This is a genomic window from Mesorhizobium sp. M5C.F.Ca.IN.020.29.1.1 (assembly GCF_003997375.1).
GTDB lineage: Bacteria > Pseudomonadota > Alphaproteobacteria > Rhizobiales > Rhizobiaceae > Mesorhizobium > Mesorhizobium wenxiniae.
On record NZ_RZSW01000010.1, the window covers coordinates 13223 to 36348 of the forward strand.

The 23126-nt window shown below is 59.0% G+C and carries 21 protein-coding genes and 1 pseudogene; 7 read left to right on the forward strand and 15 right to left on the reverse strand.

Annotated elements, in window-relative coordinates; translation table 11 throughout:
• Positions 1-3 precede the first annotated feature (3 nt).
• The 7 genes from EOA85_RS01960 to sctQ all read right to left on the reverse strand — a co-directional run bounded on the left by EOA85_RS01960 (position 4) and on the right by sctQ (position 5640).
• Positions 4-366, reverse strand: a complete 363-nt coding sequence (locus tag EOA85_RS01960; protein ID WP_127208139.1) for a hypothetical protein — start codon at positions 364-366, stop codon at positions 4-6.
• Positions 363-1346, reverse strand: a complete 984-nt coding sequence (sctW, locus tag EOA85_RS01965) for a type III secretion system gatekeeper subunit SctW (RefSeq protein ID WP_164759445.1) — start codon at positions 1344-1346, stop codon at positions 363-365. The genes EOA85_RS01960 and sctW overlap by 4 nt, the downstream gene beginning before the upstream one ends.
• A gap of 798 nt (positions 1347-2144) precedes the next feature.
• Complete coding sequence (locus EOA85_RS01975; protein WP_127208142.1) at positions 2145-2924, reverse strand: EscU/YscU/HrcU family type III secretion system export apparatus switch protein; 780 nt, start codon at positions 2922-2924, stop codon at positions 2145-2147.
• A complete protein-coding gene (gene sctT / locus EOA85_RS01980; protein WP_127208143.1) occupies positions 2921-3718 on the reverse strand; it encodes a type III secretion system export apparatus subunit SctT in 798 nt (265 codons plus the stop codon). Before sctT ends, EOA85_RS01975 begins: the two co-directional genes overlap by 4 nt.
• A gap of 10 nt (positions 3719-3728) precedes the next feature.
• A complete protein-coding gene (sctS, locus tag EOA85_RS01985) occupies positions 3729-3992 on the reverse strand; it encodes a type III secretion system export apparatus subunit SctS (RefSeq protein WP_127208144.1) in 264 nt (87 codons plus the stop codon).
• On the reverse strand, positions 3992-4654 hold the full coding sequence (gene sctR, locus EOA85_RS01990) for a type III secretion system export apparatus subunit SctR (protein ID WP_127208145.1): 663 nt from the start codon (positions 4652-4654) through the stop codon (positions 3992-3994). Before sctR ends, sctS begins: the two co-directional genes overlap by 1 nt.
• Positions 4651-5640, reverse strand: coding sequence for a type III secretion system cytoplasmic ring protein SctQ (sctQ, locus tag EOA85_RS01995; RefSeq protein ID WP_164759446.1), 990 nt, complete (start codon positions 5638-5640; stop codon positions 4651-4653). Before sctQ ends, sctR begins: the two co-directional genes overlap by 4 nt.
• Positions 5641-6695: 1055 nt before the next feature.
• Between sctQ and EOA85_RS37220 the strand changes: the two genes are divergently transcribed.
• The gene (locus EOA85_RS37220; RefSeq protein ID WP_164759447.1) at positions 6696-6872 is read left to right on the forward strand and encodes a hypothetical protein; all 177 of its coding nucleotides are present in this window, start codon (positions 6696-6698) and stop codon (positions 6870-6872) included.
• A gap of 132 nt (positions 6873-7004) precedes the next feature.
• On the opposite strand, the gene EOA85_RS02000 is transcribed toward EOA85_RS37220, so the two are convergent.
• From EOA85_RS02000 to sctI, 7 genes are all read right to left on the reverse strand, one after another.
• Positions 7005-7931, reverse strand: coding sequence for a LysR substrate-binding domain-containing protein (locus EOA85_RS02000; protein ID WP_127208147.1), 927 nt, complete (start codon positions 7929-7931; stop codon positions 7005-7007).
• A 2370-nt stretch (positions 7932-10301) separates the two neighbouring features.
• Positions 10302-10934, reverse strand: a complete 633-nt coding sequence (locus EOA85_RS02005) for a YscO family type III secretion system apparatus protein (protein WP_245485565.1) — start codon at positions 10932-10934, stop codon at positions 10302-10304.
• Positions 10931-12268, reverse strand: coding sequence for a type III secretion system ATPase SctN (gene sctN, locus EOA85_RS02010; RefSeq protein WP_348627872.1), 1338 nt, complete (start codon positions 12266-12268; stop codon positions 10931-10933). The genes EOA85_RS02005 and sctN overlap by 4 nt, the downstream gene beginning before the upstream one ends.
• A 36-nt stretch (positions 12269-12304) precedes the next feature.
• Positions 12305-12958 (reverse strand): FliH/SctL family protein, encoded by a 654-nt coding sequence (locus tag EOA85_RS02015; RefSeq protein WP_127208150.1) that lies wholly within the window; start codon positions 12956-12958, stop codon positions 12305-12307.
• Positions 12937-13644 (reverse strand): hypothetical protein, encoded by a 708-nt coding sequence (locus tag EOA85_RS02020; protein WP_127208151.1) that lies wholly within the window; start codon positions 13642-13644, stop codon positions 12937-12939. Before EOA85_RS02020 ends, EOA85_RS02015 begins: the two co-directional genes overlap by 22 nt.
• A gap of 12 nt (positions 13645-13656) precedes the next feature.
• Positions 13657-14424, reverse strand: coding sequence for a type III secretion inner membrane ring lipoprotein SctJ (sctJ, locus tag EOA85_RS02025; protein ID WP_127208152.1), 768 nt, complete (start codon positions 14422-14424; stop codon positions 13657-13659).
• Between the two features lie 19 nt (positions 14425-14443).
• Positions 14444-14869 carry a type III secretion system inner rod subunit SctI gene (gene sctI, locus EOA85_RS02030; RefSeq protein ID WP_127208153.1) on the reverse strand — a complete coding sequence of 142 codons (426 nt, stop codon included), beginning with the start codon at positions 14867-14869 and terminating at the stop codon, positions 14444-14446.
• Between the two features lie 1144 nt (positions 14870-16013).
• On the opposite strand from sctI, the gene EOA85_RS02035 reads away from it, so the two are divergent.
• The 6 genes from EOA85_RS02035 to EOA85_RS02060 all read left to right on the forward strand — a co-directional run bounded on the left by EOA85_RS02035 (position 16014) and on the right by EOA85_RS02060 (position 22073).
• On the forward strand, positions 16014-16613 hold the full coding sequence (locus EOA85_RS02035) for a hypothetical protein (protein WP_127208154.1): 600 nt from the start codon (positions 16014-16016) through the stop codon (positions 16611-16613).
• Between the two features lie 7 nt (positions 16614-16620).
• Entirely contained in the window at positions 16621-17154 is a 534-nt protein-coding gene (locus EOA85_RS02040) for a SycD/LcrH family type III secretion system chaperone (protein ID WP_127208155.1), read from the forward strand.
• Positions 17147-18163: a type III secretion system translocon subunit SctE gene (gene sctE, locus EOA85_RS02045; RefSeq protein ID WP_127208156.1), complete on the forward strand. Its 1017-nt coding sequence runs from the start codon at positions 17147-17149 to the stop codon at positions 18161-18163. The genes EOA85_RS02040 and sctE overlap by 8 nt, the downstream gene beginning before the upstream one ends.
• A gap of 49 nt (positions 18164-18212) precedes the next feature.
• The gene (sctB, locus tag EOA85_RS02050) at positions 18213-19343 is read left to right on the forward strand and encodes a type III secretion system translocon subunit SctB (RefSeq protein WP_127208157.1); all 1131 of its coding nucleotides are present in this window, start codon (positions 18213-18215) and stop codon (positions 19341-19343) included.
• Positions 19344-19378: 35 nt separating this feature from the next.
• Positions 19379-19915: a hypothetical protein gene (locus EOA85_RS02055; RefSeq protein WP_127208158.1), complete on the forward strand. Its 537-nt coding sequence runs from the start codon at positions 19379-19381 to the stop codon at positions 19913-19915.
• A 67-nt stretch (positions 19916-19982) separates the two neighbouring features.
• Complete coding sequence (locus tag EOA85_RS02060) at positions 19983-22073, forward strand: secretin N-terminal domain-containing protein (protein WP_164759448.1); 2091 nt, start codon at positions 19983-19985, stop codon at positions 22071-22073.
• A gap of 387 nt (positions 22074-22460) precedes the next feature.
• Here EOA85_RS02060 and EOA85_RS02065 read toward each other — a convergent pair.
• Positions 22461-23126: pseudogene (locus tag EOA85_RS02065) on the reverse strand (IS5/IS1182 family transposase); the annotation flags it as partial.

The window sequence follows — 23126 nt, forward strand, 5'->3', positions numbered from 1 at the left end:
AGGTCACCGCGCTGCGGCATCAATTTCGTCGACGAGCCGTACGAGAACCTGCGCCGCGGTTTCTAGCGTTGGAAGATCAACGCTGTTCTCAGCTATGCTGATGAGCAGGACCAGCAGCGCCTCGCCATAAAAGGCGACGTTCACCATGTGCGGCACCGTACGATCCGGGTGTACCGCTGAGAGAGCTGCCGCGGCGACCCCCTTGCGGTGAAGCGGCATGGCGCGCGTTAAGTACATTGCGACAAAGCCATCGCGACACTCCATGTGGAGATCACCCGATCGTTCAAAACGCAGCGTCAATGGGGGCGCCTGCGGTGGAAGTCCCATCGCCGAGCAAAAAGCCCGAATAGAAGCATGGGCGCTCATGCACTCTCTTCCTGTTCAATGCGGATGTCCATCGCTTCCTCTATCGCCCGCAACGTCGATTCTCTTGCGTCCAAGTCGCGGTAGACTCCGACCGGAATCATCGCGAGAAGATCTCGAGAGTCACGCAGTACGGCAATCTGCATATCAAGGTGAACGAGAGGGATTCCTAGCCGTTCGGGAATGGGAATGATCTTCGACGGACCGGGAACGGTATCCTCCAACAGCGGCAATAATTGCCACATCACGCCAGTAGCGGTGATGTCGATGATATTTCGCCGCCGTATCCGTTCGACCATTTTTTGGCAGCACTCGTGCACGGTATCCAGCACTCGCAGCGCCGATAATCCGCTGAGGATCTCCCATAGCCGAGCCGGCTCGACCGACGGGCCAGCCGAGGCGATGTCCTCGCCGAGCGCACGCGTAAGAAAGGCGACATGCCGAGCAAAGCCCTCGACTCCAAACTTACTGAGAATGTCCCTATAAAGCCGGAGCGGTCCTGGATCGCTAGAGACTGTGGCCCGATAGAAATCACGCAGCTCTGCAGCGAGCCTCTGATCACCCGCCGCTACTTCAGTCGCTACCACTGAAATATTGAGGCCAGCACGAACAGCCACCCCCTGCTTAGCCATGAGTTGGGCCTTGGCACCATCCGTCCGTATGGCAAGCTGGTCGAGGCCCTCGCGTCGCAACTCTCGCGCCGCCAGATCGAGTGCCGCATAGGCATAAGAGGGGTCAGCGAACCGCCGACGAACCTTTCGGAGTATGTCCTGCAAGGCAGAATCGTCTCTGCGGATATCGCGCAACAGCCCCGGCAACTCGGTACGGTCGAAATAAGGGAGACGTTCGAAATAGGCATCAATCTCATGGACCGCGCTGAGCGACGGCGCTAAGCGCTCCTCCGAGATTTTGCGCTCAGCTAGCGCCCTTGACTCGATCGCCTCGGAAAAACCAAAGGTGCGCTCTTCCCTTGCCTGTTCCAAGAGGGTCGCGTGTGTAGGCCCCGCCAGGCGAACAGCTTCACCGCGCCATGAGCCCACCTGCACCGGGACCGGCTCGATCGCCATCCGATCAGAGCAAAGGCGCGAAGGGGTCGTTTCGAATACTGTCCCATCAGACATTACTTCGGCTCCGTGCGATCTTACGGCGGATCGCCTGGGGCGTCCCGTCAACGTCCATGGGCAGTGCACTGCAGATTGCCGGCGCACGGGCTTCCTCGCGGGCCGACTTGCCGTTCCGCGGCTTGGTGGATCCGCATGTGTCCCACCATTTAAGGCTTCGTGCTCGCTCATGTCCAAGCAACTTCTGGGCAGCACCCATGGAGGCAAACTGTGTCAGTGGGCTACGCCCTTTCGGGTACCAAAGGGATATCGGTCCATATCTATTATAACGTCGCGACATGCATAAGAAATATCAAACCGATATGAGTACATACAAAATGCATATAGGACTCAGCAAACAAATCAGTCCGCAAGAAATCTTGTGCCGGAGGCCAGCTGACACAGTGAATGGCACGACCGATCGCCGGGCCGGGTCTCCAGCTTACCGGGAAGCCGAAGAATTTTGGCGAGAGGTTCGAGTAGATACGACTGCATATATTCGTCTACTGGACTCGTCCTTCAGCAGCGCGTGCGCAGCGGATTGTTTCGCCTCACTGGCATAGTGGTAGCCAACATCATCGATCATATGCTGCGCCAGATCGATACCGATGGTACTGATCACGGGGAAGGCCGTACGCTTCCGATCGTAATAAATCGCCACGCAACATACATCGTTGGTGATCACGACGGTCCCCTGCGCGACCGGTTGGTCATGCCTTTGGCGAACAACTCCATATGGAGTTGTTTGCGTTTTGCCCTGACTAGGGGGTTACCGTTGCTTTCCTTGTATTCTCGCTTCGCCTCATCCTTCGACATCATGTTTTTCTTCGTGAATTGCCGACGCTGGAACGCAAAGTCCGTAATTGCCACCGTGAGAAAACCCAAACCAGCATAAAGGGCGATGCCGAGCAGCAGGTTACCTGTCACCGCCCTTAGGCATGATATCCCGCAACTCGGCGTCCAGACGAGCGCATGCATCCCTTCGCGCAGCACGAGCAGCAGAACCGAGGCGAGTATCAAAATCTTCCCGATCGATTTGCCCAATTCAATGAAATTCCTCAGCGAGACGATCCTCTTGACGTTCTCACTGGGACTGAGCTTCTTCAGCGCTGGCGAGACCGTCTCGGGCGTGAACATCGGGCCATTTTGTAAGATGTTGCCGCCCACGCCGATTACCAGAACGATGCCGATGAAGGGCGCGAGCATGCGTTGTAGTTCGGCAACATAGGACTGCAGGAGCTTTTCAGTGACGCTCAGGAGATCACCTTGGAGAAGCGGTACAGGTAGCAGGATCATCGCCTCGATCCGGTCTATCATGCCGGATAAGGAGGCGTAGAACAGAGAAAAGAATGCGATGGTCAGTGCCGCGGAAACGACTTCACTGCTGTGCGCCACCTGCCCCTTCCTGCGCAGGTCGCGCAGCCTTTTGGGTGTAGGCTTCTCGGTCTTTTCGGCGCTCATGACAACCACGTGGCGATGAGGTTGAATATCGCGACCGGGGATGGCACGCGTTTATCGGCCTCAGCCAGAATGATCGTGAGCGAGAGGACTAAAACCAGGAGAGCCACCGCACTCTTGACAGACATGGCGATAAAAAAGACCTGCAGTTGCGGTGCAATGCGGCCGATCAGCGCCAGACCCATTTCGCTAAGGAACATAACAACAATAGCTGGACCGGCGAGGAGTAAAGTCAGTAGCATGATGACGTCTGCGAGATGCAGAACTCCCGTGACGAATGCCGGACCGAATGCAGGATGCAAGCTCCACAAAGGCCAGACCTCATGGGAGCGATAGAGCGCTTCGATCAATGCGGAAAAGCCGCCGGTGGCAAATAGCCATGTGACGAAGAGCTGGGCGAACAGCGTTCCAAGCGGCGAGACATGATTGCCGCTCGCCGGATTCAAGAGGCTCACCATCGCGGCACCCCTCTGGTTGTCAATGAAGGTGCCCGCCGCCTCAACACCCCAGATGGTCGCGGCAATAGGCATGCCGAGTACGAGGCCGAGCAAGAGTTCCTTCAGCCCCAGGCCCAGGATCAGCTCCAGATCCCAGCTATCGAGGTTCACAGGCCTAGTTGCCCAAGCATGCGCCATTACCGGGAGACTCAATGCCGTGATCGCGCCGTTCCGCGCCAGTCCGGTCACAATGCCGCGCCCCAGAATGGGTATAATCAGCATCATGCCCGTCGTACGCGTCGTCGCGAGGGCAAAGACGATAAGGGCAGTATGCAAGAGAGACGGATCAAGTAGCGACATGAGACGGACCTTACATCGCTCCGAAATTGTTGAAGACGTTTAGCGTATACTGGTACAGCTCCCGACCGATCCAGTTCCCAGTTGTCATCAAAACCAGGCTCACGCATATCAGTTTCACCGCGAACGGAAGTGTCTGCTCTTGAACTTGGGTCAGGGCCTGCACCAAGCTGACGACCAGCCCGACCCCCGTCGCGACGAGGATCGTGGGCATCGACAGAACCAGAGTCAGTTTCAGGGCTTCGACGGCGATGTTGGCCAGAGTGGCGGTACTCATTATGATGGTCCCGCATAGGACAAGACCAGACCGTGGATCAGGCGCTGCCATCCGTTCACAGCGACGAACAAGAACAGCTTGAAGGGCAGGGAGATCGTCATCGGCGAAACCATCATCATACCCATCGCCAGCAGGATATTCGAAATGACGAGGTCGATGACGATGAAGGGCAGGAACAGCAGAAAACCTATCTTGAACGCGTCCGCCAACTCGGATGTCATGAATGCCGGGATCAAAATCATGACATCGCCATCGGTTACCGCATCGGCGTCCCGTTCGTTCCATAATTCACGGGTCGCATTGGCGAAGAATTGTCGTTCCTGTTGCGACGTGTTCTTTAGGAGAAAATCGCGAAAGGGCTCTATAGCTAGCGGTATCGTTTCGACGAGCCCACGGAGATCTTCAAACGCGATCTCCTTGTGGCGCACTGCTTCAAATGCCTTGTTGGCCGCGGGCTGCATGATATATACGGAGAGCAGGATGGCGACCGCATTCATTGCCATGTTCGGCGGAATGTTCTGAACGCCGAGGGCATTTCGGATCAGCCCGAACACGACAACGAGCTTGACGTACGACGTGACGGTGATCGCAAGGAAGGGGATGACCGCTATCGCGCCGATCAAGGCGATCATCGCAGCGGGATCGGGCAACCCGGTGTTCATGACGAGGCGCGTGGTAGGCGCATGTCTAGGACACGCACACCTGTCCGATCGGCGATGCGCACCAACTCGCCCGCAGCGACCACCCGGCCATTAACTCGCAAACTGACATTGGTCGTAGCGTCGAAACCAAGATCTAGTACCTGGCCCACCGCGAGTTCACGAAGCTGCTTGAGCGACATGGTCAAGTGTCCGACATCCACATCGACCGGGAGGTCAATGCTGTCGAAGGTTTCGGGAGGGAGAGAGTCAGGATTGTCCATCATGTGGTCCACTGCTGAAAGGACTGAAAGGCGGCCATCCATGATCGAGGCGCGAAATCGCGAATTGCCAAAGAGGCACAGTAGAACGGTCATCGCTCCGTCACGAGCGACCGGTGAGGCGTCGAGCAAAATGACGTCGCCCGGCGCGATTGACTGTAGTTCCGCCAAAGTAAGGTTCAAACGAGCGACTCTTAGATCGAGAGAGAGGGCCAGATCGTCGAGGATTGCGGACACGACCGGCAGCGCATCGCAGCAGCAGCAGGTGATCCATTCGAGTCCGCCGGCATCGAATTCTACTAGGCCGAGGAATTTTTCTGGACCGTCCAAGCGAACAAGCCCAATGGCGTAGGGCAGCACTTCGGTGATCTCGGAAGAAGACCAGATGGGCCGCTGACCGCACCATCGTTCCACCTGAATCGCCACATTGCGTAGGACGATGTCGAACAGAATTTCCCGCAAGCCGTGGTCCAATGGCAGGGCCGTGATGTCTGGCCAGTGTGTCACCGCCATGGACGGAAGGAGAATCGGGTCGATCGCGATGCGGAGATCGTGGCCGTGTAGGCGTACCATCACGCGGCGGCAATCCGCCGGAACACGCGGTGGTGTCGAATCGGGAATGACGGCTGCCACGTTGATGCTAGCGAGGCTGAAAGCGGCCGGCAAGCGGGCTGCAAGACGCGAAATGGTGGCGGCCTCTCGTGAACTATAGCAAGGCAGATCGATCACGTGCCCCTCCATGGTGAAGAGTTCGCTCGAGCCCGCGAGACGGTCGGTTGTGCCGCCCAGGAAATGGAGCTTTGTTGACGGGTCGGGCGCCTGGCTGCTGCGTTTGTGCGACTCAAGCTCGTTACTGCCGAGACCCTTGCGGGGTGCGTCGTCGAGTGACTCACACTCTTTGAAATTCCGCTCGTTGAACGTTTGCGAGAACCGCTCATCGTCCCCAAGGTGAGGGCCCGCGGCGAGGTAGCCCGCCCCGCAGGTGGGGTGGAACAGACACTGTTTGTGACGGCCGCCAACGCAGCATCCCTACTAGCGAGTACCCGCGCATCGGATCGGCGACCAACGATGCGGACGACAGTCGTAATGGAACAGCTCAGCCCAAAACACATGCGTCGAAGATCTCTGAAATAGACAAGCTGCCTAGTGACTCGATCTTTTCGGACAAGCTGTTGATGCAAGCCGTTCGGGTTCCCCATGAAATCGCTCCAGTCATGGCGACGGATATCCCGAGATCACTCCACTCGCCGGGGAAGGGGCATCCGCTCAATGGTCGAGCTGTCGTTTACATCCAATCTACTCAACGTGGGCCAGAAGCAAATATCTTGTCGATATTGGATCATCTCCAATTCTTATGATGAGATCTGACATACATCCACCCTGAGTGGCCTTGATAGGCAGTAGCGCCCCAAAAATCGTGCCGAAGTGTTCAAAGCGACGGCAGAAGCGTTGGCCAGCATGGACCGGCACCGTTTTTCCGCGACCGCGTCGCCTAGGAGTCCACCAGATGCGCGCCTATTAGTCCACTCGGTGGGACCTCTGGGGCGTGGTGAACCAGACCGCTTGCGCCTTGCGTTTCTTGAGGTGACGCTGGGTCGATCTGATCTGCCTGAGCGGATCGATACGCCCGGACGCCGTGCAAGTTGCTGGTCGTGCTGGAGCGCCTCTGAGGTGGTCGGCGCAGTGAACGCGACGAGGAACCCGGTCGCTCTGATGCCACAGACGCGGTGGGCTTACGCGCCACGGGGGCGCGTATGCAGGTAACAGAAATCGATAGCAGCCGGATGTCCATTCGCATCGAGCCGGGCAAGCGCGGCGAGGACCGCCATGAGTTGGCGTCGCAGCAGTTGCTGGCTACTGGCGACTTTACGCGTCTCCTGTGCTTGACCAAGGCGGAGCAATGGCTGTTTGCCCGGAGCAATGCGCGCGTCATAGGCCTGACACAGAAGACGCACACATAACGCTCCACAAGAGGACAGCGCTCACAGGCCATAGCTGTAACCAGCTCGTGGGTTCGTGGCTAAAATCGCTCGGTCGCCTTGAAAACGGTGCCCAAAGACATAGCGCTTGGATTACTCGCCTCTCGACAACTTCTAAATCGGGACGCGCTCCCATTCGGCGGGCAGCGCTTCACTAAAGCGCTTTTCTACCCGCGCCGCGAGCAGTGCACTTGCCGCCTCGGCGGCGGAGGTGAGCGGCATGTGTGCGGATGACATGAGGCATGCTGTCAGATGAATTGGCGGATCGATGACGACAGGCCTCAGACCGTCGTAGCCTGGAATGTCCGAGAAATCCCCCTTGGGAACGATCCCACTTGCTACGCCGGCTTTGACCAAGGAGAGCACGCTGCAGAACGTGTCGACCTCTGCCACGCAGTTCGGTATCACTCCGGCCGCTCCAAACGCCCGGTCCAGCGCCTCGCGGATCGTATGCGGCTGCGCTGGCAGTACAAGCGGAATTGCCGCCAGCGTCTCGAGGGACACGGATGTTGCGGAATTTTCTGCGTTGGCAGGCCGGATCAGATAGAGGCGCTGGCGGAACAGCGGTTTGCGGGAAACACCAAGGGTGGGTGTGTCCTCGAAGACCATGCAAACGTCAAGCGCCTGCGATTCCATGAGCGGCCTGATGCGGAGAAAGTCACCGGTAACCAAGCTCAGCGTCACTTTAGGGAGTGCCGTCCTGCAGGCGGCCACCAAGGGGCCGGCGAGGGAGACGGCGAGCGTCGAAGACATGCCTAGCCGCACCGAACCTTCTGGCTCTCCCTCCGTGGAGCGAACGATGCCGGGCAGTCGCTCTACCCGCTGCAAGATGGAGACGGCCTCCCGATAGAAAGCCTTGCCCACTTGAGTGGGGCGAACGCCGCGTGCGCTGCGGTGCAACAGGGTGGCGCCGAGCATGGTTTCAAGGCCAGCGATCTGCTGGCTGAGGGCCGGCTGGGCCACATGAATGGTGGCCGCTGCCCGGCAGAAGCTCCCAGCATCGACGATGCTCACGAAATAGCGGAGGTGGCGTAGTTGCATGGGATAGCCTTGACAAGTTTGAAGAGACGTAGATTGCGCCTGATGCCGCTTGTGGCCGTGGCGGCATCATCTGTGTTTTCAAAGAGGCCGAAAGTGACGCCATTTTGTCTCTGATGTTGATAGGCTCCAATCGACAGCGAGCGAGCTGCTGCTTTGCGATCCGCGGCAACGTACTTCGCGAGAAGATTTGATCGGCGCACTCCAGGCGCGCGAATAAAGGGTGAAATTCTCGTTGAATGCGCCTTCCTGCCCGGCTCGTCTCGCCGCGGGGTCCTAGAACTGCTCAAAGGAAATGCCTGGCATTCAATCCCGCAGCGACAAGGAGCGGCCGGCGCTCTTCGTCTTTTATGAGGACACCGTACTCGTACGTCCTCGACTTGCGCCAATACCCCGGCAGAGTGCATCCGGTCACGAGCACACGGTTCGAACGCCGGCGGTCCAAAGCCTGTGAACGACCCTAATTCGTCTCGCATGACTATCGCTGCGCCATCGAATGCACTTGGACATCACGATGCCATGTTGTGGACTGGGACACCTGCAACCAATCTTTTTCGTGCTGCGATAAAGCACTCCGCAAGATCCAGGCCAAGTTGCGCAGCCGAAAATAGGTGCTCGTTTTTGGCGAGCGTTGTTGCCTTCCCAACAGATTGGCGGATTGTTGACATTGGGCATTTGCTTTCGCGCAAACGAACAGATCAGATGTTCAGCGGGCAAGCAATTTGCCGAGGGCCCGCCACTTACCCTTCAGATCGGTTCCAGTAAGCACCCTACGACTCGGCCCTTCTGCTTCGACTTTGGCGCCGTACTCGTCGGTAGGGCGAAATGGCCAAGATTGCGCGGTAGGGCTAGGAGCGGAACCTTTCCCTCGCGCGAAGGAGACTCTGACGCTGGTTCGTCGCGACCTTCCGCAGACCGATGACCGCTGCGATCTGGAGCGGCCTGAGCGGCGATCAACGGGTTCTATTTGGTCTTGCCGCAGGCTTGCCGCAGGCTTGCCGCGCATGCCGGATCGAGCGGAAAATGGGCGACGGGACATGTCCGGGAAAACTCGGTCAGATTGCTGAGCGGATTCAGCCCGAACGATATGCTGAGTATGTCGCAGACAAATCAACAGCTGCCTGGCGCCGCCAGCCACCGCCGGCGGCTCAAGAAAGGCGACAAGCGGCCATCCCGGTCCAGGTTATCTGGGAGAGGTTGACGCGATGCCAGCCCGGCGCGGATCGCTTTTGCCGCGCTGATGATTCCCGGCGTGATGCAATCACTCGCGCCCAGCTTCAATTTGCCTCACCCAGCGGACCAGGAGGGCTTGGTCGCGCTAGTCCTATGCTTGGCGACCCCGATGAGCGCAACTTAGTCCTGATGGATATCGGACCGGGCTTGGCAGGACTCGAGCCGATCTCCAGGAGCATCTCGTCCTACTTGCCGAGGGACTTGAGCAGCCCTGGGATCGCGCCTCCGCCGTCCGAGCCTTCGGAACAGGTGTGGGGGGTGCGTTCCGTCTCCAGCCGCGTCTCGTCGCCCTTGCCGAGGGACTTGAGACTGGGGAGCGCGCCTCGGCCTTGGAGGCCTCGGTCTTGTCAAATTTCGCCGAGGGGCTTGATCAAGAGCATCGCGCCTCGCCCTCCAAGGCCTCGGCACAGGCGTGGGAGGGCTTGCGCTGGATCGCCAGGAACGGCTTGTCAAGCTCGCCAAGGGGCTTGAGGACCAAGAGCATCGCGCCTGGGCCCTCCGAGGCGGCCTCGGCACAGGCGTGGGAGGGGTTGCGCCGTATCTCCAAGAGCTTCTTTTCAAGCTCGCCGAGGGGTTTGCGTCAAGGCATCGCGGCACGGCTTTATCTGGCCTCGGAGCCGGCGTGGGCGGGACTTGCGCGGAAACCTCAGCGCGGTCTCATCCGCCTCGCGGAGGGACTCGACCAGCCTGCACATCGCGTCGCGGCGCTACGCGGGCTTCCGGGACGGGCTGGCAGGGCTTGAGCCGGACCTCCAGAACCGTCTCGTCCACCTTGCCGATGGCATTGAGGACGCTCATCGCGCCGATGCTCTCGTCGCCCTCGCGGGAGGCGTGGCGGAGCTTACGCTCGAGCTATAATGGCGCATCGCTGCCCTTGCCGACGGCCTCGCCCGGCCGGAGCATCGGGCTCACGGCTTGGCAGCATTGTTGCCTAGGCGGTAAGCGAGATTACGGCTTACCGACGTCTTCAACAGTGCGTGGAATGAGTTGAAAGCCGATCGCAGCTGGATCAGACTACCGGCGACACGTGGACCCTATCGATACTTGTTGCGGGGTTTTTTCGTTGTCCTTCGTCCCGTTGGCTCAACGGCCGCCAGCATTGGTCTCGCTTGCTTCAGTCTCTGGCATGATCTCTCAACGTCATTGCGATCGATGCCAACCGCCAGGACAGCGCAGGCGAAAATCGAGCACCGAATCGCTTTCCGGGATTTCGCGGAATCGCGATCCGCCAATCACGGACAACGAATGGCCGCTCCACATCCGATGCAGGTTCACCGAGAGATTATTATCTTGCTCCCCGCCCTTGTTCCGCACCTGGGCAAAATCCTCCAATTCCAAATCCGCTGCGCGCTTCTCCTCCAGGGTGGCGTCGGTGCGCAAGGCTCGAATGAGATCCTCGAATTTGCTTACCTCGCGCCACGCCTCACGTGCCGCACTGTATGCCTCCTCACGTGCCTGCCGAGCCAGGTCGGCTTTTGCCCTAGCCTGTTCGAGGCGCTTTTGCAGCAGCTGCTCGTGCTCACGCAGCGAGATCATCTCCGCGTTCACCTCTTCGAGGTCAATGAGAGCGGCGGCTTCCCCGATTAATGGACCATATAGCGCGGCTTCGCGACGGGTAAGATCTTCGCGCCATCCGTGAAGATCGGTCAAGGCGGTTGCGACAGCCGAGACAGCATTGTCGAGAGTGGTGTGCGTCAAGCGCAGCGCATCTTCGCCCCGGCGGCGCCGCATTGTCTTCAATTCGAGAAGGCGATCTACGGCTCCGGGAATCATGCCAGACACACGGCAAGCTCATCGAGCATTGCGTCGAAGCCGATCTGCTCCTTTGTCGACTGCCGCAAGAAGGTCCGTATGCGATCTATCCTTGCGATCGCTGCATCGGCGAGCGGTTCGGCTCCTTCCCTGTACTCGCCGACGTGTACCAACAGTTCTACCTCATGGTATTTGGCCATCAGCTCCCGTAGCCTGCCCGCCAACCGCTCATGTTCCGACGACACGATAGCGCTCATGACGCGGCTGACACTCGCCAGAACGTCGATAGCGGGATACTGGTTCGACATCGCCAGGGCGCGTGAGAGCACGATATGACCATCAAGGACGGATCGGGTTTCATCGGCCACCGGTTCGGCCATGTCATCGCCCTCCACGAGCACGGTGTAGAAGGCCGTTATGGACCCCCGATGGCTGTTCCCAGCGCGTTCCATAAGCCGCGGCAGGGAGGCGAAAACTGATGGCGGGAAGCCACGCCGTGTCGGCGGCTCACCGGCCGCGAGACCAATCTCCCTTAGCGCACGCGCGAAACGGGTCACCGAATCCATGACAAGGAGCACACGCTGTCCTTGGTCGCGGTACCATTCGGCGATCGTCGTGGCGACATAGGCCGCCTTGGCCCGCTCCGTTGCGGGGCGGTCGGAACTGGCAACGACCAAAACTACTCGTGATCGCGCTTTTGCGCCGACACTGTGTTGGATCAACTCCTGCACCTCCCGGCCGCGCTCGCCGATCATAGCTATCACGATCACGTCGACCGCTGCGCCACGCACCAGCATCGACATCAGGGTACTCTTGCCCCCGCCTGCAGCGGCAAAAATGCCCATGCGCTGTCCCTCGCCGCACGTTAGGAGACCATCGATCGCCCGTATGCCCACAGGAAGAGTCTTGTCGATGATAGGACGGGTTAAGGGATCCGGTGCGTCCCTGTAGACAGGCATGCGGGCTTCCGGAAGCAAGGGCCCCTTGGTGGATGCGTCCAAAGGTCGCCCGAAACCGTCGAGTACGCGCCCGAGCAGGTTCCAGCCGGTCGGAACCATGAGGGGCTTTCCCGTTGGGATCACTTCAGTGAGCGTGGAGAGGCCCTGCATTTCCCCGAGCGGTGTCAGAATGGCGACATCGCACTGCACGCCGACGACTTCCGCCGACAGTTCGAAGTCGTTCTCCGGATTGCGGAGAGTGCAAAGGTCGCCAATGCGGGCGCCCGGCACCATGGCACGGATTACCGTTCCGACGATGTGGAGGACACGTCCGCGGACGCGCATTGTCGACGCCTGTGCAACTGCTCTTCTTGCGCGCTGGAAGAAACGATCGATGTTCTCGTGCTCGGGGGGAATAACGGCGTTCGTCGGCTCGGCTGGCTCGGACATCACTTAGGCTTTTGGAACGTTGCAATTGTCTGGCTTTGCAGAGACTGATAGGCCGCTACGCAGGCCACTTTCAATCGCGGCAAGCTGGCTCTCGATCGTGGCGTCGACCAGTCCGGCATCGGTCTCGAGAATGCATCCGGCATCATTTACGCGCGCGTCGCCAATCAGGTCGACGACGGTGCGCGATGTCGCCGTCGGGAGGATATCGTCCAACCGGTTGCGGACTTCCTCGAGGAGCGACGGTGCCACGCGTAGCCGGACGAGGGAGCTGTGGCCCGCGAATTTCAGACCGCGCAAAGCGATCTGCACCGCCGCCTCCACCGGCTCGACGGTGTCGATGATCCGGCGCGCGATCTGCAGACCCATTTCTATGATCTGCTCCTCATGTTGCGCCATAATCCGCAGAGACTCCGTAGCGATCGCGGTCAAGCGGGCATCGATCGCCGCTTGTGCTGCAGTCATTCCAGCCTGTTTGGCCCTCGCCTCGATCGCTCGGGCGGATGCGCGCGCGGCATCGATGAGCGCACGGGCTTCGCGCCGTGACTGCGTAAGCACTTGCTCGGCATCCACCAGTGCCTGTGCGCTCCCGGCCGACAAGATTCGCCCAGGGCCGAGGATACCGGCCGATGCAGGTGTCAGTTGAACCAGCGCGACCATGTCGGCATCCTCTTACGGACCAGGCGCCGCATCGCATGAAATGCGTCCTCGCCAGCACTGTCGTCACGACAGTTCTCAACCGCCGTCGCCCAGATTGGCGCGGGACGGCGCAAGCCTAGCCGAGTCCGCAGCATTTGCGGAATGTCACCAATCGCCAGACCGAACATCGCCGCGCCGCATTGAACCAAAGCGCTGGGCGCGGGCGGAATGTCAGAAGCACCGAGCGCCGACATCAGTTTGGTAGTCGGTCGCGGTAGAAGTGCGGCTTGCGAAGCGAATGTGACGGCTTCTTCACCGAGGGCCGCGCGAGCCGCTGCGATATCGGTCGTCCGAAGAAGTCCTGTAAGGCCGGATGCACCCACCCAGGCGCCGGCCAGGCGCATGAGGCGCACGGCGTCCGGCGCGGGGAGGAACGCGAGCCGGCTTCGTCGCGCCGCACCGGCGAAAATGATGGCGGACGGTTCATCACTTTGCCCACGAAGGAGCCAGCCTCCAAGCTTAATACGAGTGAACGGGTCCGTCTGGACCTTGTCCAGGGGCATCCATTCGGGCCAACCATGCGCCATTGTGAAATCGAGATCAGCGGCAGGATCGGCAATGCAGCACATCACGGCTCTCGCCCACGGTGCTTCAAGCCATTCATCCGATACTGCTGCTGTTCCGCGGATCACTGATGAATTGTTCAATTTCGGTTAATCTCATTGAGCCGCTATGGCGGAGGTCTGACGGAGGCGACGCCATAACAGGAACCCGAGGACGCCATTGCCGATCAGCAATACCGCTATGCCGCATACAAGCCCGATCACCAGATGGGCTGTGCCGCTGTCTTCTGTCGTGACGACGGCTGTTCTATCGACGGAACGCAATAATGGCTTATTCTGGCTCGCCTGTACGAGCACGACGGAGACTCTTTCATAGGATAGGGCTTCCAAGCTGTTTGCGACGAGCTCCTTGATTTTCGGTACCATCTGATCGACGGTAGTGCCGGGTGCGTAACGGACAAGGACGGCAGCGCTCGACGGCAAGGACTGGTGTCGACCATCACTCGTCTCTTCGGGTGACAACACCACATGGACCCGGGCATTGAGCACGCCATCGAAGACTGACAGGGTCCGCGACAGCTCCTGTGTGATGCCATAAATGTAGCGCACGCGCTCTTCTGTCGGTGATGAGATCATGCCTTCTTTCTTGAAAAGACTACCCATATCGGCGTAGAGGTCGTGAGGCAGTCCGGCGCCGTTCAACAGTTCCATTGCAGTGGGAACATCCTTAATATCTACCGACAATGAGGCGTTGCCGCTGTCGTCCGTGCTTTTTTCGGCATAGATGCCTTGCCTCATGAGCAGTGCGAGCATTTCGTTCGCTTCGTGCGCCGGAAGATTGCGGTACAGCTCGAGCTTCGATCCGCAGCTCCCCAGCGTCAACAACAAGAGAAATGTCGCCAGCCACTTAAGTACGAATGTCACACCCGTCCACCAGCGTAGATCATTGGTTTTTCAGGAAAGTATCCAGGCTTTGCGTGGCCTTGCCGACCACCTTGGCCAGTAGGTCACACTGTAGGGACAAAGCTGAGATCGCGAGCTGTGCATTCAGCCAATCGCCTGAGTGGATTCCTTCCATACCCGCTGTGCTATGAGCGGCTTCGATGGCGTGGGTAAAGCTGGCGCTTAGCTTCTCCATGCTGCTGAGGATGGCGTCTCCCGGTGTGCGGGCGACGCCAGATCCGCGCGCCACCTCGGTCGATTGGTCGATTGCACCGGTCGCTGACCTGTCGTGCTGCGGCGGCAATTCGGGCCGATTGAATTCGGCGCGAAAGGCGTCCAGGGATTCAGTCGATGTTTCCGACACAAATGCAGTGTCCGTTGGCAAAACGGACGTCAGCGCCGCTGGGCTGATGCTGTTCACGTTCATCAAATGTCCCTCTCCACAGCATGTCCGATCGAGTTCTTGCCGATAGCGGCAACGAGTCCATCGACATCGGGATTTCCAACCGTAACCCGCCTGAGCACGGCATCGCACTCGCTGAGCCGTCCGGAAAGATGGAGAGCCAGCGCGCTGAACGCCAACCCATATGCGTCGTTGGTTTCCGAAAGCGGACGGAGCTGCTCAAGCGCTGCCTCGATATTTCCTACCGTCAGATCCGCAATGGCGTAAGCGATAACGGACTCCCTGCTGCCCGGCGCAAGAGCGTCAAGTCCTTTCGCAATCCGCCTGGCCCGCACTACGTCGTTCGAAATGCAAGCCAAGAATGCCGCTTCGGCAAGATTGCGCCGAAAGCCGACCCCAATTTCAGTGCGACTCTCAGATGGCACAGAGGTACACGAACGAGACATCGTATATCGAATTTCCCTTCTCTGGCCAAGTCGCGCGTCATCTTCGGGTGACCATGCCATCTGCTACGGACCGATTCTAACGCGCCTACAGCTTCTTCAAATCGCTCCCGCAACGACCGGCATTCCGTTTCATCCTCAATTTGCACCCAGGACGGCTAATCCACACGCCGGCAGCCACATCAATAAAGGATTTTGCCGACCGGTTGGCACGCAGGAAGACATCATATTTCTCACTGCAATGTTATTCAATAGAGTGCCAGGCGCAAATATAAAGACGATATGCGTCCATACTTTCTGCATATGCGCACTGAACGGGAGAGCATATTCGTCGTCCACATCTCAGCTGGTCGCTTCAATGCCATCATGCCTGCCGATGTATACATATCCATACGATATTGGTCGTTCTGTTTCATTTTGGGTATTGGATCAATAATCCGTGGGCCTATGGCGGTTCAAGGGCCTGGGAACTGGGGCGCAGACGCCATCAAGCCGAATGTGGGCAAGGCTCTCGGCTTGTGGAAGAAGGAAAAGCGAGGGTGGCACCAGCGTCGGCAGACGATGTCCTGTTAGTGGCTTTGGAGTGCTTGTTGAAGAATTCAGATCGTCCTTGCGCCTCGCCCGCGGCTGTAAAGCGCATTGAGCTCACGGTCGACAGAGTCGGGATCGTCTTGGAGGCGACAGGCGTACGATCAGTGCGATTAACCAGCAGGATTGCAAAGACAGTGCCGGACAATGAACTGGAGATCCGTGAATTGCTCGGAGAGAACCTGCTCTTCCGTGTCTCTGTCCAGGTGGCGCTCTGTGCCGATCAAGGCGGTGCTCTGCTGCTTTGGGCTGACATTGATCACGTCGATGGCGATCGGGCGGTTATAAGGGAACAAATGGTGTCATTCTGCAATGCGGCGATCTATTGGAATGGAATTTGCCGCCGCCATCGCAGCATCAACCAGTCGCTGCTCTCCAACGATCAAAACTTTGCGCGCGGGCCCGATGTCAGTTGCCACAACGCTTGCGATTCCGCGCGTGGACGTATGGATGGCAAAGATCTCGATGGGACGATGATGAGTTCGCGGCAAACGATCGCGCAGGTGGAGAGCTTCTTGAGAAAAGGTCGGGAACAACTCGACCGGCAAGCTGAGCTCTTGGGCGACTATGCCATGACCGGCGATGCCATTTCCGCATTTGTTGAGGCTCAAGACGAGAGTTTTCAGCAAGCTTACACATGTGAGCGGCAGGCGGTTCTGAGCGATCGCATGACCCTCACGTCCAATCAGCAGCCAGTACGTGCGCCGCGCGTCAAACCAGTACGGCAGTGGGTCTAAGGCGGTTATGAAGGAGGTAGAGGAGTTAGTGAGGGGCGGTGGAGAAGTGGACACTAATGAGGCTAGACGACTGGCGCGGCTTACCGAAAAGATCATCGCAGGGCGTACGGATTTGGCAGCTGTCATTGGGATCACGGATGACGAACTCGAGGCAGTCTACGCGCTCGGCCATCGCTTCTATTCTTCTGGTAGAAATGGCGAGGCGCTGATCTTCTTTCGTTTTCTATGCATGCACCGGTACACGGACCCGAGATTTTGGTTCGGATTCGGTGCTGCGAGTCAAATGTCCGGCGATTCAGCAAATGCCCTGCGTGCGTATGGATTGGCTGCGCTGCTGAACAAGGAGGATCCGCAGATCCCGCTTTGCGCTGCGAAATGCCTCATCAAGCTCAATCAGCGGGCGGCTGCTGTGAGCGCGCTTGAGAGCGTATTGGAGCTTAGCGGTGGAAAGCCGGAGCATAAGGCTTTCGCTCAGCGCGCGTCGCTGATGCTGCGCCAGCTCAGGTCCGAAGCAGCGCGTAAAGGAGCCTGCGATGCATAAAATGAGCATAACGGAACCAATCGGTGGAATGCGACTTAAAACCAGCGTGCTAACTCAGATCGACGCACCCACCCACAATTTTTCGGTTGGTTTCAGCAAATCGGGCGCTGAACTTGCGCTGCCGCCGGTGTTTGTCGGTGCTCCGGCGTCGCATGCGGCGCCAATGCTGCCCCCACCACGGGCCTTTGATGCGATGGAAGTAGCCGCGAAGTTTCTAGCCCTCAAGATGAAGATGGCCGACGCCCAGACTGCCGCGGGTATGGAGGATGTGCGGCACCGAGGTGAACTGCAGCGGCAGCAGAACGAGAAAATCGCCCGAAAGATCACTGACGCGGCGGAGAAGCTGAGGGAAGCGAAGAAGAGTTCGACCGCCATGAGGATATTTGGATGGATTGCGGTCGCGCTGTCGGTGGTAGTGGCCGTGGTCACCGGCGGGATTTTCGCCTTGTCGGCTGCAGCAGTGGCAGTGACCGTGGGGACCCTGACCGAGACGGGGGTCATCGAAAAGATGACGCAGGCCATTGCGAAGAGCCTGATCGAAGACCTGGGGATGGCGCAGGGTCAGGCCGAGATTTGGGCCACTGTCATTACGGGTTTCATCGTCCTTGCTTCTTCGCTGGCAAGCTTGGGTGCCGGTGCCGTGTCTGGTGGGTGGAATGCGGTGACGAGCATTGCCACGAAGATCACAAGCCGGGGCGATAAGGTGGCGAAGATTGCTATGGCAAGTCAGCGCCTTGCGACAGCGGCTCGGGCGGGCGAAGGTACTGCTTCGTTAGCCGAGTTCTTCGCAGGGGCCGCGAGCGGAATCATCAAGAAGCAGGCGACGGACGTCCGGGCGGAGACGCTGGATATCAGGAAATTCCTCACCAAGCTGGCCCAACTTCAAGAGGACGAAATGGCGCGCATCCAGGAATTGGTCCTCGGCATCAAGACCATGATGCAAAGAGTTGTCGATGCCATCGAGGAGCAGAGTCGGTCCGCGTCAGCCGTCATACGGCATATCGGCTGACGAGCGATCATAGCTGTCCAGGCCCTACCAAAACGCTAGGAGAGTATGCATGCTACACACTGTCGTACAAGCAAACGACATTCGCGGCCCTCGTCTGCCGGGCCGCGATTTGGATGAACATTGGCCCTTTTTGCCTATGTTCGCGACGTCTAATGGCATGGGCGTGAGGTACGGCGAACTGATAACAACACCAGCCGACCTCTTCAAGTTGGCATCGGCCGGTTCGCCAACGCTGGAAGACATCGTCGTCCAAAACAATGGTGCCGAAACCGCTCTGGGAGCACGGCTCGCCTCAGTCGATATATATGCAGTTGGTGCGTTGCTGCACAGCCTCAGTCTGAAGTTCCGGGAATTTGCAAGACTGGACCGGCAGGCCGCGCGTGACTGCGATATTGCGGCACAGGAAGCTGCTGCCAAGGCGCTTCGCGCTTCTGGAATATGTGAGCTGGTCGGCACGCTCCTAACCTCCGCCTTCGCGATAGCCGGTGCGGGCGTCAGTATTATGGGCGCGAGTAAAGCACAGACTCGCTTCGATGCGAAGCTCAGCGGTTTGAACGAAACGGGTTTTCGGGCTCATACGAAGCTGGCCGCAGAGCCATCTCCGAAGGCTAGCCAGCCGCCCCCCGTTGACCAGAACAGGATCTACAGAGCGCTTCGCGCTTCTGGGATACGTGAGCTGGTCGGCACGTTCCTAACCTCCGCCTTCGCGATAGCCGGTGCGCGCGTCAGCACTAAGGGCGCGAGCAAAGCACAGACTCGCCTCGATGCGAAGCTCAGCGGTTCGAAGGAAACGAGTTTCCGGGCTGACCTGCAGCAGCCTGAAGCGAAGCTGGTCCCAGAGCGATCCCCGGAAGCTAGCCAGCCGCCCCCCGTTGACCTGACTAGGATCTACAGAGCGCAGCAAGTCGCCCACGAGACGACCATGATCTGGAGCGGCCTCGCCACGGGCATGACCGAGGTCGGTAAGATCCCAGGTGCCGCCCTCAAAATGGGGGCAACCAGTGAGCAGGAGAAAAAGGCAAAGGTGGAAGCGGAGGGTACCAAGATGCGCTCTCGCGCCGACGACGAGAGTGAATTCAAATCAGCCTATGAAAAGATGATCCAGGACGTTCTGGACAAGCTTTCCGAGATGAGACGCGCGGACGCTGACACGAGGAGCAAGATCGTCAACATGGGGTGAGAGCAGGAACAAGTTAATCTGCGCAGGAAAGGCCAGTGGCAATGTCAAACGTGATACCCCCAAATCAACTTTCTCGCGATGCGTCCAATATCCCCCGGGCCGGGGGCGACTTGAGCGCGTTGGCACTGCTAATTCAGTTAGGGCGGTATAATCTTCTTGAGGATCAAGTTAAAGATGAATTCGAAGAAATGCAGAAGCGGACCGATTGGCTAAAGACCGCGAACTCCGCTCTGGCCGCGCTACGCGCCAACCGGCCTGACGACAAGGGAGTACGGTCGTATGGCGAGTTTGTGGACGCGCACGGCGAGACCCAAAATACCCATCAGTGGATGCTCGCGAACGGCATCGCTATCGAGCAGAAAGCATCCGATACCTCCGGTGTTCAGTCGGACTTCGATGCCGCTATCTCCAACCTGAAGGCGAGCATCGATACCGCAAATAGCGATTCGCACATGGCGCTGATTCGCCTGCAGTCGCTGATGGACAAGTTAAATCAGTGTGTTGAACTCGCGACCAACCTGTTGTCCAAGGATGGCAAAACCAAGGAGAATATTATCGGAAACACCAGGTAAGTATTCGCGGCCTAGCGATCAACTCTGATTCTAGAATATGTAGTTTGTGAATTTAATGGGTGAACGGATGGCCATCGCAGGCAGGAACACTGCATTGATTTGCTTCCCTTGGTTACTGTTGCTTCTAGAGGGGTGCTCCGGCAGTGGTGCGATTGCCGAGCGCGGGGTTTTGCTGAACGCACCGTCCTTCGTCCCGTCTGACTCCGCGGTTTTGGGAGAACGTCGCGGACCGCAGACTAACGGCTTTGAAGTGCTGGGGCAGAGGCAAGCGCGGCCAGTGGCAGCCACAGGGGAACGGAAGCTGCCGGTGGTGTCGGATAGCAGGCGGGTGAGCCTTGACTTTGCGAATGACGACATTCGCCAGGTGGTGCAGGATATCGTAGGTGATGTGATGAGAATGCCCGTTGTCATCGATCCCGGCGTTGGAGGGAAAATGACCCTTCATACAGCACGGCAGGTGCCCGTGAGTGAGGTGCCGCGGCTTCTGGACAAAGCCCTTGCGCCGCACGGCTATGGACTGGCTGCGGGTGATCAAGGAGTGCGGGTGGGGCGCTTGGCTGACCTCCCGGGCGGCATGCAGAGCAGCGTTCAAATCATTCCGGTGCGGTATGTTGATCCGGCTGAGGTCATCGGGGTAATCCGACCGAACTTGCAGAACGGTGTTCATCTCACGCTGGCGCCCGGAGGAAGAGGCATTGTTGTCAGTGGTCCGCCAGGATCCGTGAGTTCTGTGCGGGAACTGGTCGACCTCTTTGATACCGAAGCCATGCTTCACAAATCATTCGCGCTGTATACGCTGTCTCAAGCGAGCCCCGCCGATATTGAGCGAGAACTCAATTTGTTGTTTACGCAAAATGGCCAAGAGAGAGGGCTTGTCCAATTTGCGGCGCTAGAGCGACTGAATGGTATCCTTGTTGTGGCAGAAGATCCTGCAGCTCTCAAGCAAGTCCGCCAGGCGATCGCAAGACTGGATAGTGCGTCGGAGGCGTCGGCAAACATTCACGTGCGTCCACTGCTCTACCGGCGGGCTTCGGAAGCGGCGCATGTGCTGGCGCAAACGTTCGGCGCTGAGGCGCCCAGTGCTGTCCCGCCTGCACAGCCCGCGGGAATGTTCGGCAACCTCTCGCTGGGAAGCGGCGTATCCAATCGAGCCAGCCTGCCGGTCAATGTGCCAGGTCTGACGGCCGAAACGCCAGATGCGACCGTCTCAAGGTCGCACCCAGTGGACCAAACGGAAATGTCGGCGAACCGTCTTGGCCTCTCGGCGCCGGTGCGGATCCAGGAGGACCCAGGACAGAACGCGCTCGTAGTGCTCGCAGCACCGCACGACTACAAGATCGTGGAGGCCGCGATCCTTCAACTCGATGTCAAGCCTCGACAGGTTCTCATCCAAGCTATCGTCGCCGAGGTGCGGCTGAACAATGGTCTGCGCTACGGCGTGGACTATCTTCTCTCCACCAAGAGCTTGGGAGCAGTTCCAAATGGTCTGTCGTATGTGTTCCCCAACACGGACGTCAACATTGTGTTACATGGGCTGAGCGCACTTGGGGAGGTCGAGGTTGTATCCGCGCCGCGCATTCTTGCGGTCAACAATCAAACCGCCACGATCCAGGTGGGCGATCAGATCCCGATCCTCGGCCGATCATCGCAATCTATCGCAAGCGGAAACTCACCCATCATGAGCGATGTCGAGATGCGCGACACAGGGGTGATCTTGGCTGTTACGCCCAGAATTGGTGCCGGTGGTAGTATAACACTCGACACGTTTCAGGAGGTCAGCACCGGCAACAGGAACACGCTTACCAATGTTCAATCACCGGTGATTTCGTTGCGCCGCCTCCGGAGTACCGTATCGATGCGAAACGGCGACACGATCGCTATCGGCGGATTGATGCAAGATAGCACCAACCAAGCCAATTCCGGGGTCCCTGTGCTGAAGGACATTCCGCTTTTAGGGGGACTGTTCCGCAGCACGGAATACGGCAAGGAACGGACTGAGCTCTTGATATTGCTCAACGCCCGCGTGGTTGACAGTGACGCCGACGCAAGAGCGCTGACGCAGGAGCTGCGTGAAAAGTTCGAGTCGCTGGCCCCCGACCTGGGCCGCCGGCTAACGCCGTCAGCTCAGCCGCAACGGCCGGTCCCAAGGCGACGGTGAAATGGGAGCAGCAGTGCTCTGATGATGTGGACCAGCAGCAGGGACGAACTCGTCGCCAACAGACGCTATGGGAGGCAAAGCTCCGCGTCCTCTCGACGGAAACCCGCGCGTCACTATGACGGGTATCGGTCGACTTGGCAGCGCGTACAGTTGGCAAGCCAGAGTCGTCAGCGGCGCGGAGGACACAGGTGGGTCCAGCGGTCCTGCCTCTGGAGAGGCTGGCCCACGGTCCAATTCGCCCATGGATCGGACGCGCTCGGAGCTTGAACATCCAGAGGGTGGGCGCGTCCGCACCAGTGATTTCCTGCACGACGCGTCTCCGTCGACTGTGAACAATCTTGATCGCTGAGTGGCAAGCTGCTTCGGCCGGTTCAGGAACGCGGCGATCAAGAGCCACAAAAACGCCTTCAGCCACCTGAGCAGGAGGGAGAAGTTGTAACCGGCTACGGCCAGGATGGCGTTGATCGCATCGCCTTGGGTGTGAGCGAGGTAATTGCGGCCCATTCTGTGTTCGTTCTTGATGTGGCCGATCACCGGCTCGACGGCCGATCGCCGCCGCATCTGGCGCTTGATGGCCGGTGTCACGCGGCGCTTTTGACCAGCGGTGGAGACCCTGAACTTATGGCTTTGCGGCGCGTTGTGGCCGCGATAACCGGCGTCGGCGAGAACGCGGCTGATCTCGTTGCCGATGGTCTTTTCCATGTCAGGGATGATCGCTGCGAGCGTGTGGCCGTCATAGGGATTGCCGGGCAGCGCTTTTGCAAGCAGGGCGAACTGGCCACCCTTTGAGCGCTTCAGCGTGGTGGCCACCGACACCTCCCCCCGAACTCGTAGGGCGCCTGAGCGCCCTCGCCGATGCATTCCACCTCGTGCGCATGCAGGCTGTAGATTTTGCGGCCGCGCTGGCGCTGACGCTGCTCGAGAACGGTGGAGGCCTGGTAGAGCGACCGTTTGAAGAGCGCGCCCAGTTCCGCATCGCCGGCGATCTGGCGGGAGATGTCGCGAATGGTCCGGCCGAGATAGGTCTTGAGCCTGCGCAGCGCCTTGCTGGCC

Bases quoted from the DNA above. Each gene is read 5' to 3' on its own strand.
- sctS (WP_127208144.1), bottom strand. From the start codon at position 3,992: ATGAGTACCGCCACTCTGGCCAACATCGCCGTCGAAGCCCTGAAACTG.
- sctE (WP_127208156.1), top strand. From the start codon at position 17,147: ATGCATAAAATGAGCATAACGGAACCAATCGGTGGAATGCGACTTAAA.
- EOA85_RS37220 (WP_164759447.1), top strand. From the start codon at position 6,696: ATGTCCATTCGCATCGAGCCGGGCAAGCGCGGCGAGGACCGCCATGAG.
- sctT (WP_127208143.1), bottom strand. From the start codon at position 3,718: ATGTCGCTACTTGATCCGTCTCTCTTGCATACTGCCCTTATCGTCTTT.
- EOA85_RS02005 (WP_245485565.1), bottom strand. From the start codon at position 10,934: ATGATTCCCGGAGCCGTAGATCGCCTTCTCGAATTGAAGACAATGCGG.
- EOA85_RS02060 (WP_164759448.1), top strand. From the start codon at position 19,983: ATGGCCATCGCAGGCAGGAACACTGCATTGATTTGCTTCCCTTGGTTA.
- sctI (WP_127208153.1), bottom strand. From the start codon at position 14,869: ATGAACGTGAACAGCATCAGCCCAGCGGCGCTGACGTCCGTTTTGCCA.
- sctR (WP_127208145.1), bottom strand. From the start codon at position 4,654: ATGAACACCGGGTTGCCCGATCCCGCTGCGATGATCGCCTTGATCGGC.
- EOA85_RS01960 (WP_127208139.1), bottom strand. From the start codon at position 366: ATGAGCGCCCATGCTTCTATTCGGGCTTTTTGCTCGGCGATGGGACTT.
- sctB (WP_127208157.1), top strand. From the start codon at position 18,213: ATGCTACACACTGTCGTACAAGCAAACGACATTCGCGGCCCTCGTCTG.
- EOA85_RS02040 (WP_127208155.1), top strand. From the start codon at position 16,621: ATGAAGGAGGTAGAGGAGTTAGTGAGGGGCGGTGGAGAAGTGGACACT.
- EOA85_RS02015 (WP_127208150.1), bottom strand. From the start codon at position 12,958: ATGGTCGCGCTGGTTCAACTGACACCTGCATCGGCCGGTATCCTCGGC.
- EOA85_RS02000 (WP_127208147.1), bottom strand. From the start codon at position 7,931: ATGCAACTACGCCACCTCCGCTATTTCGTGAGCATCGTCGATGCTGGG.
- EOA85_RS01975 (WP_127208142.1), bottom strand. From the start codon at position 2,924: ATGAGCGCCGAAAAGACCGAGAAGCCTACACCCAAAAGGCTGCGCGAC.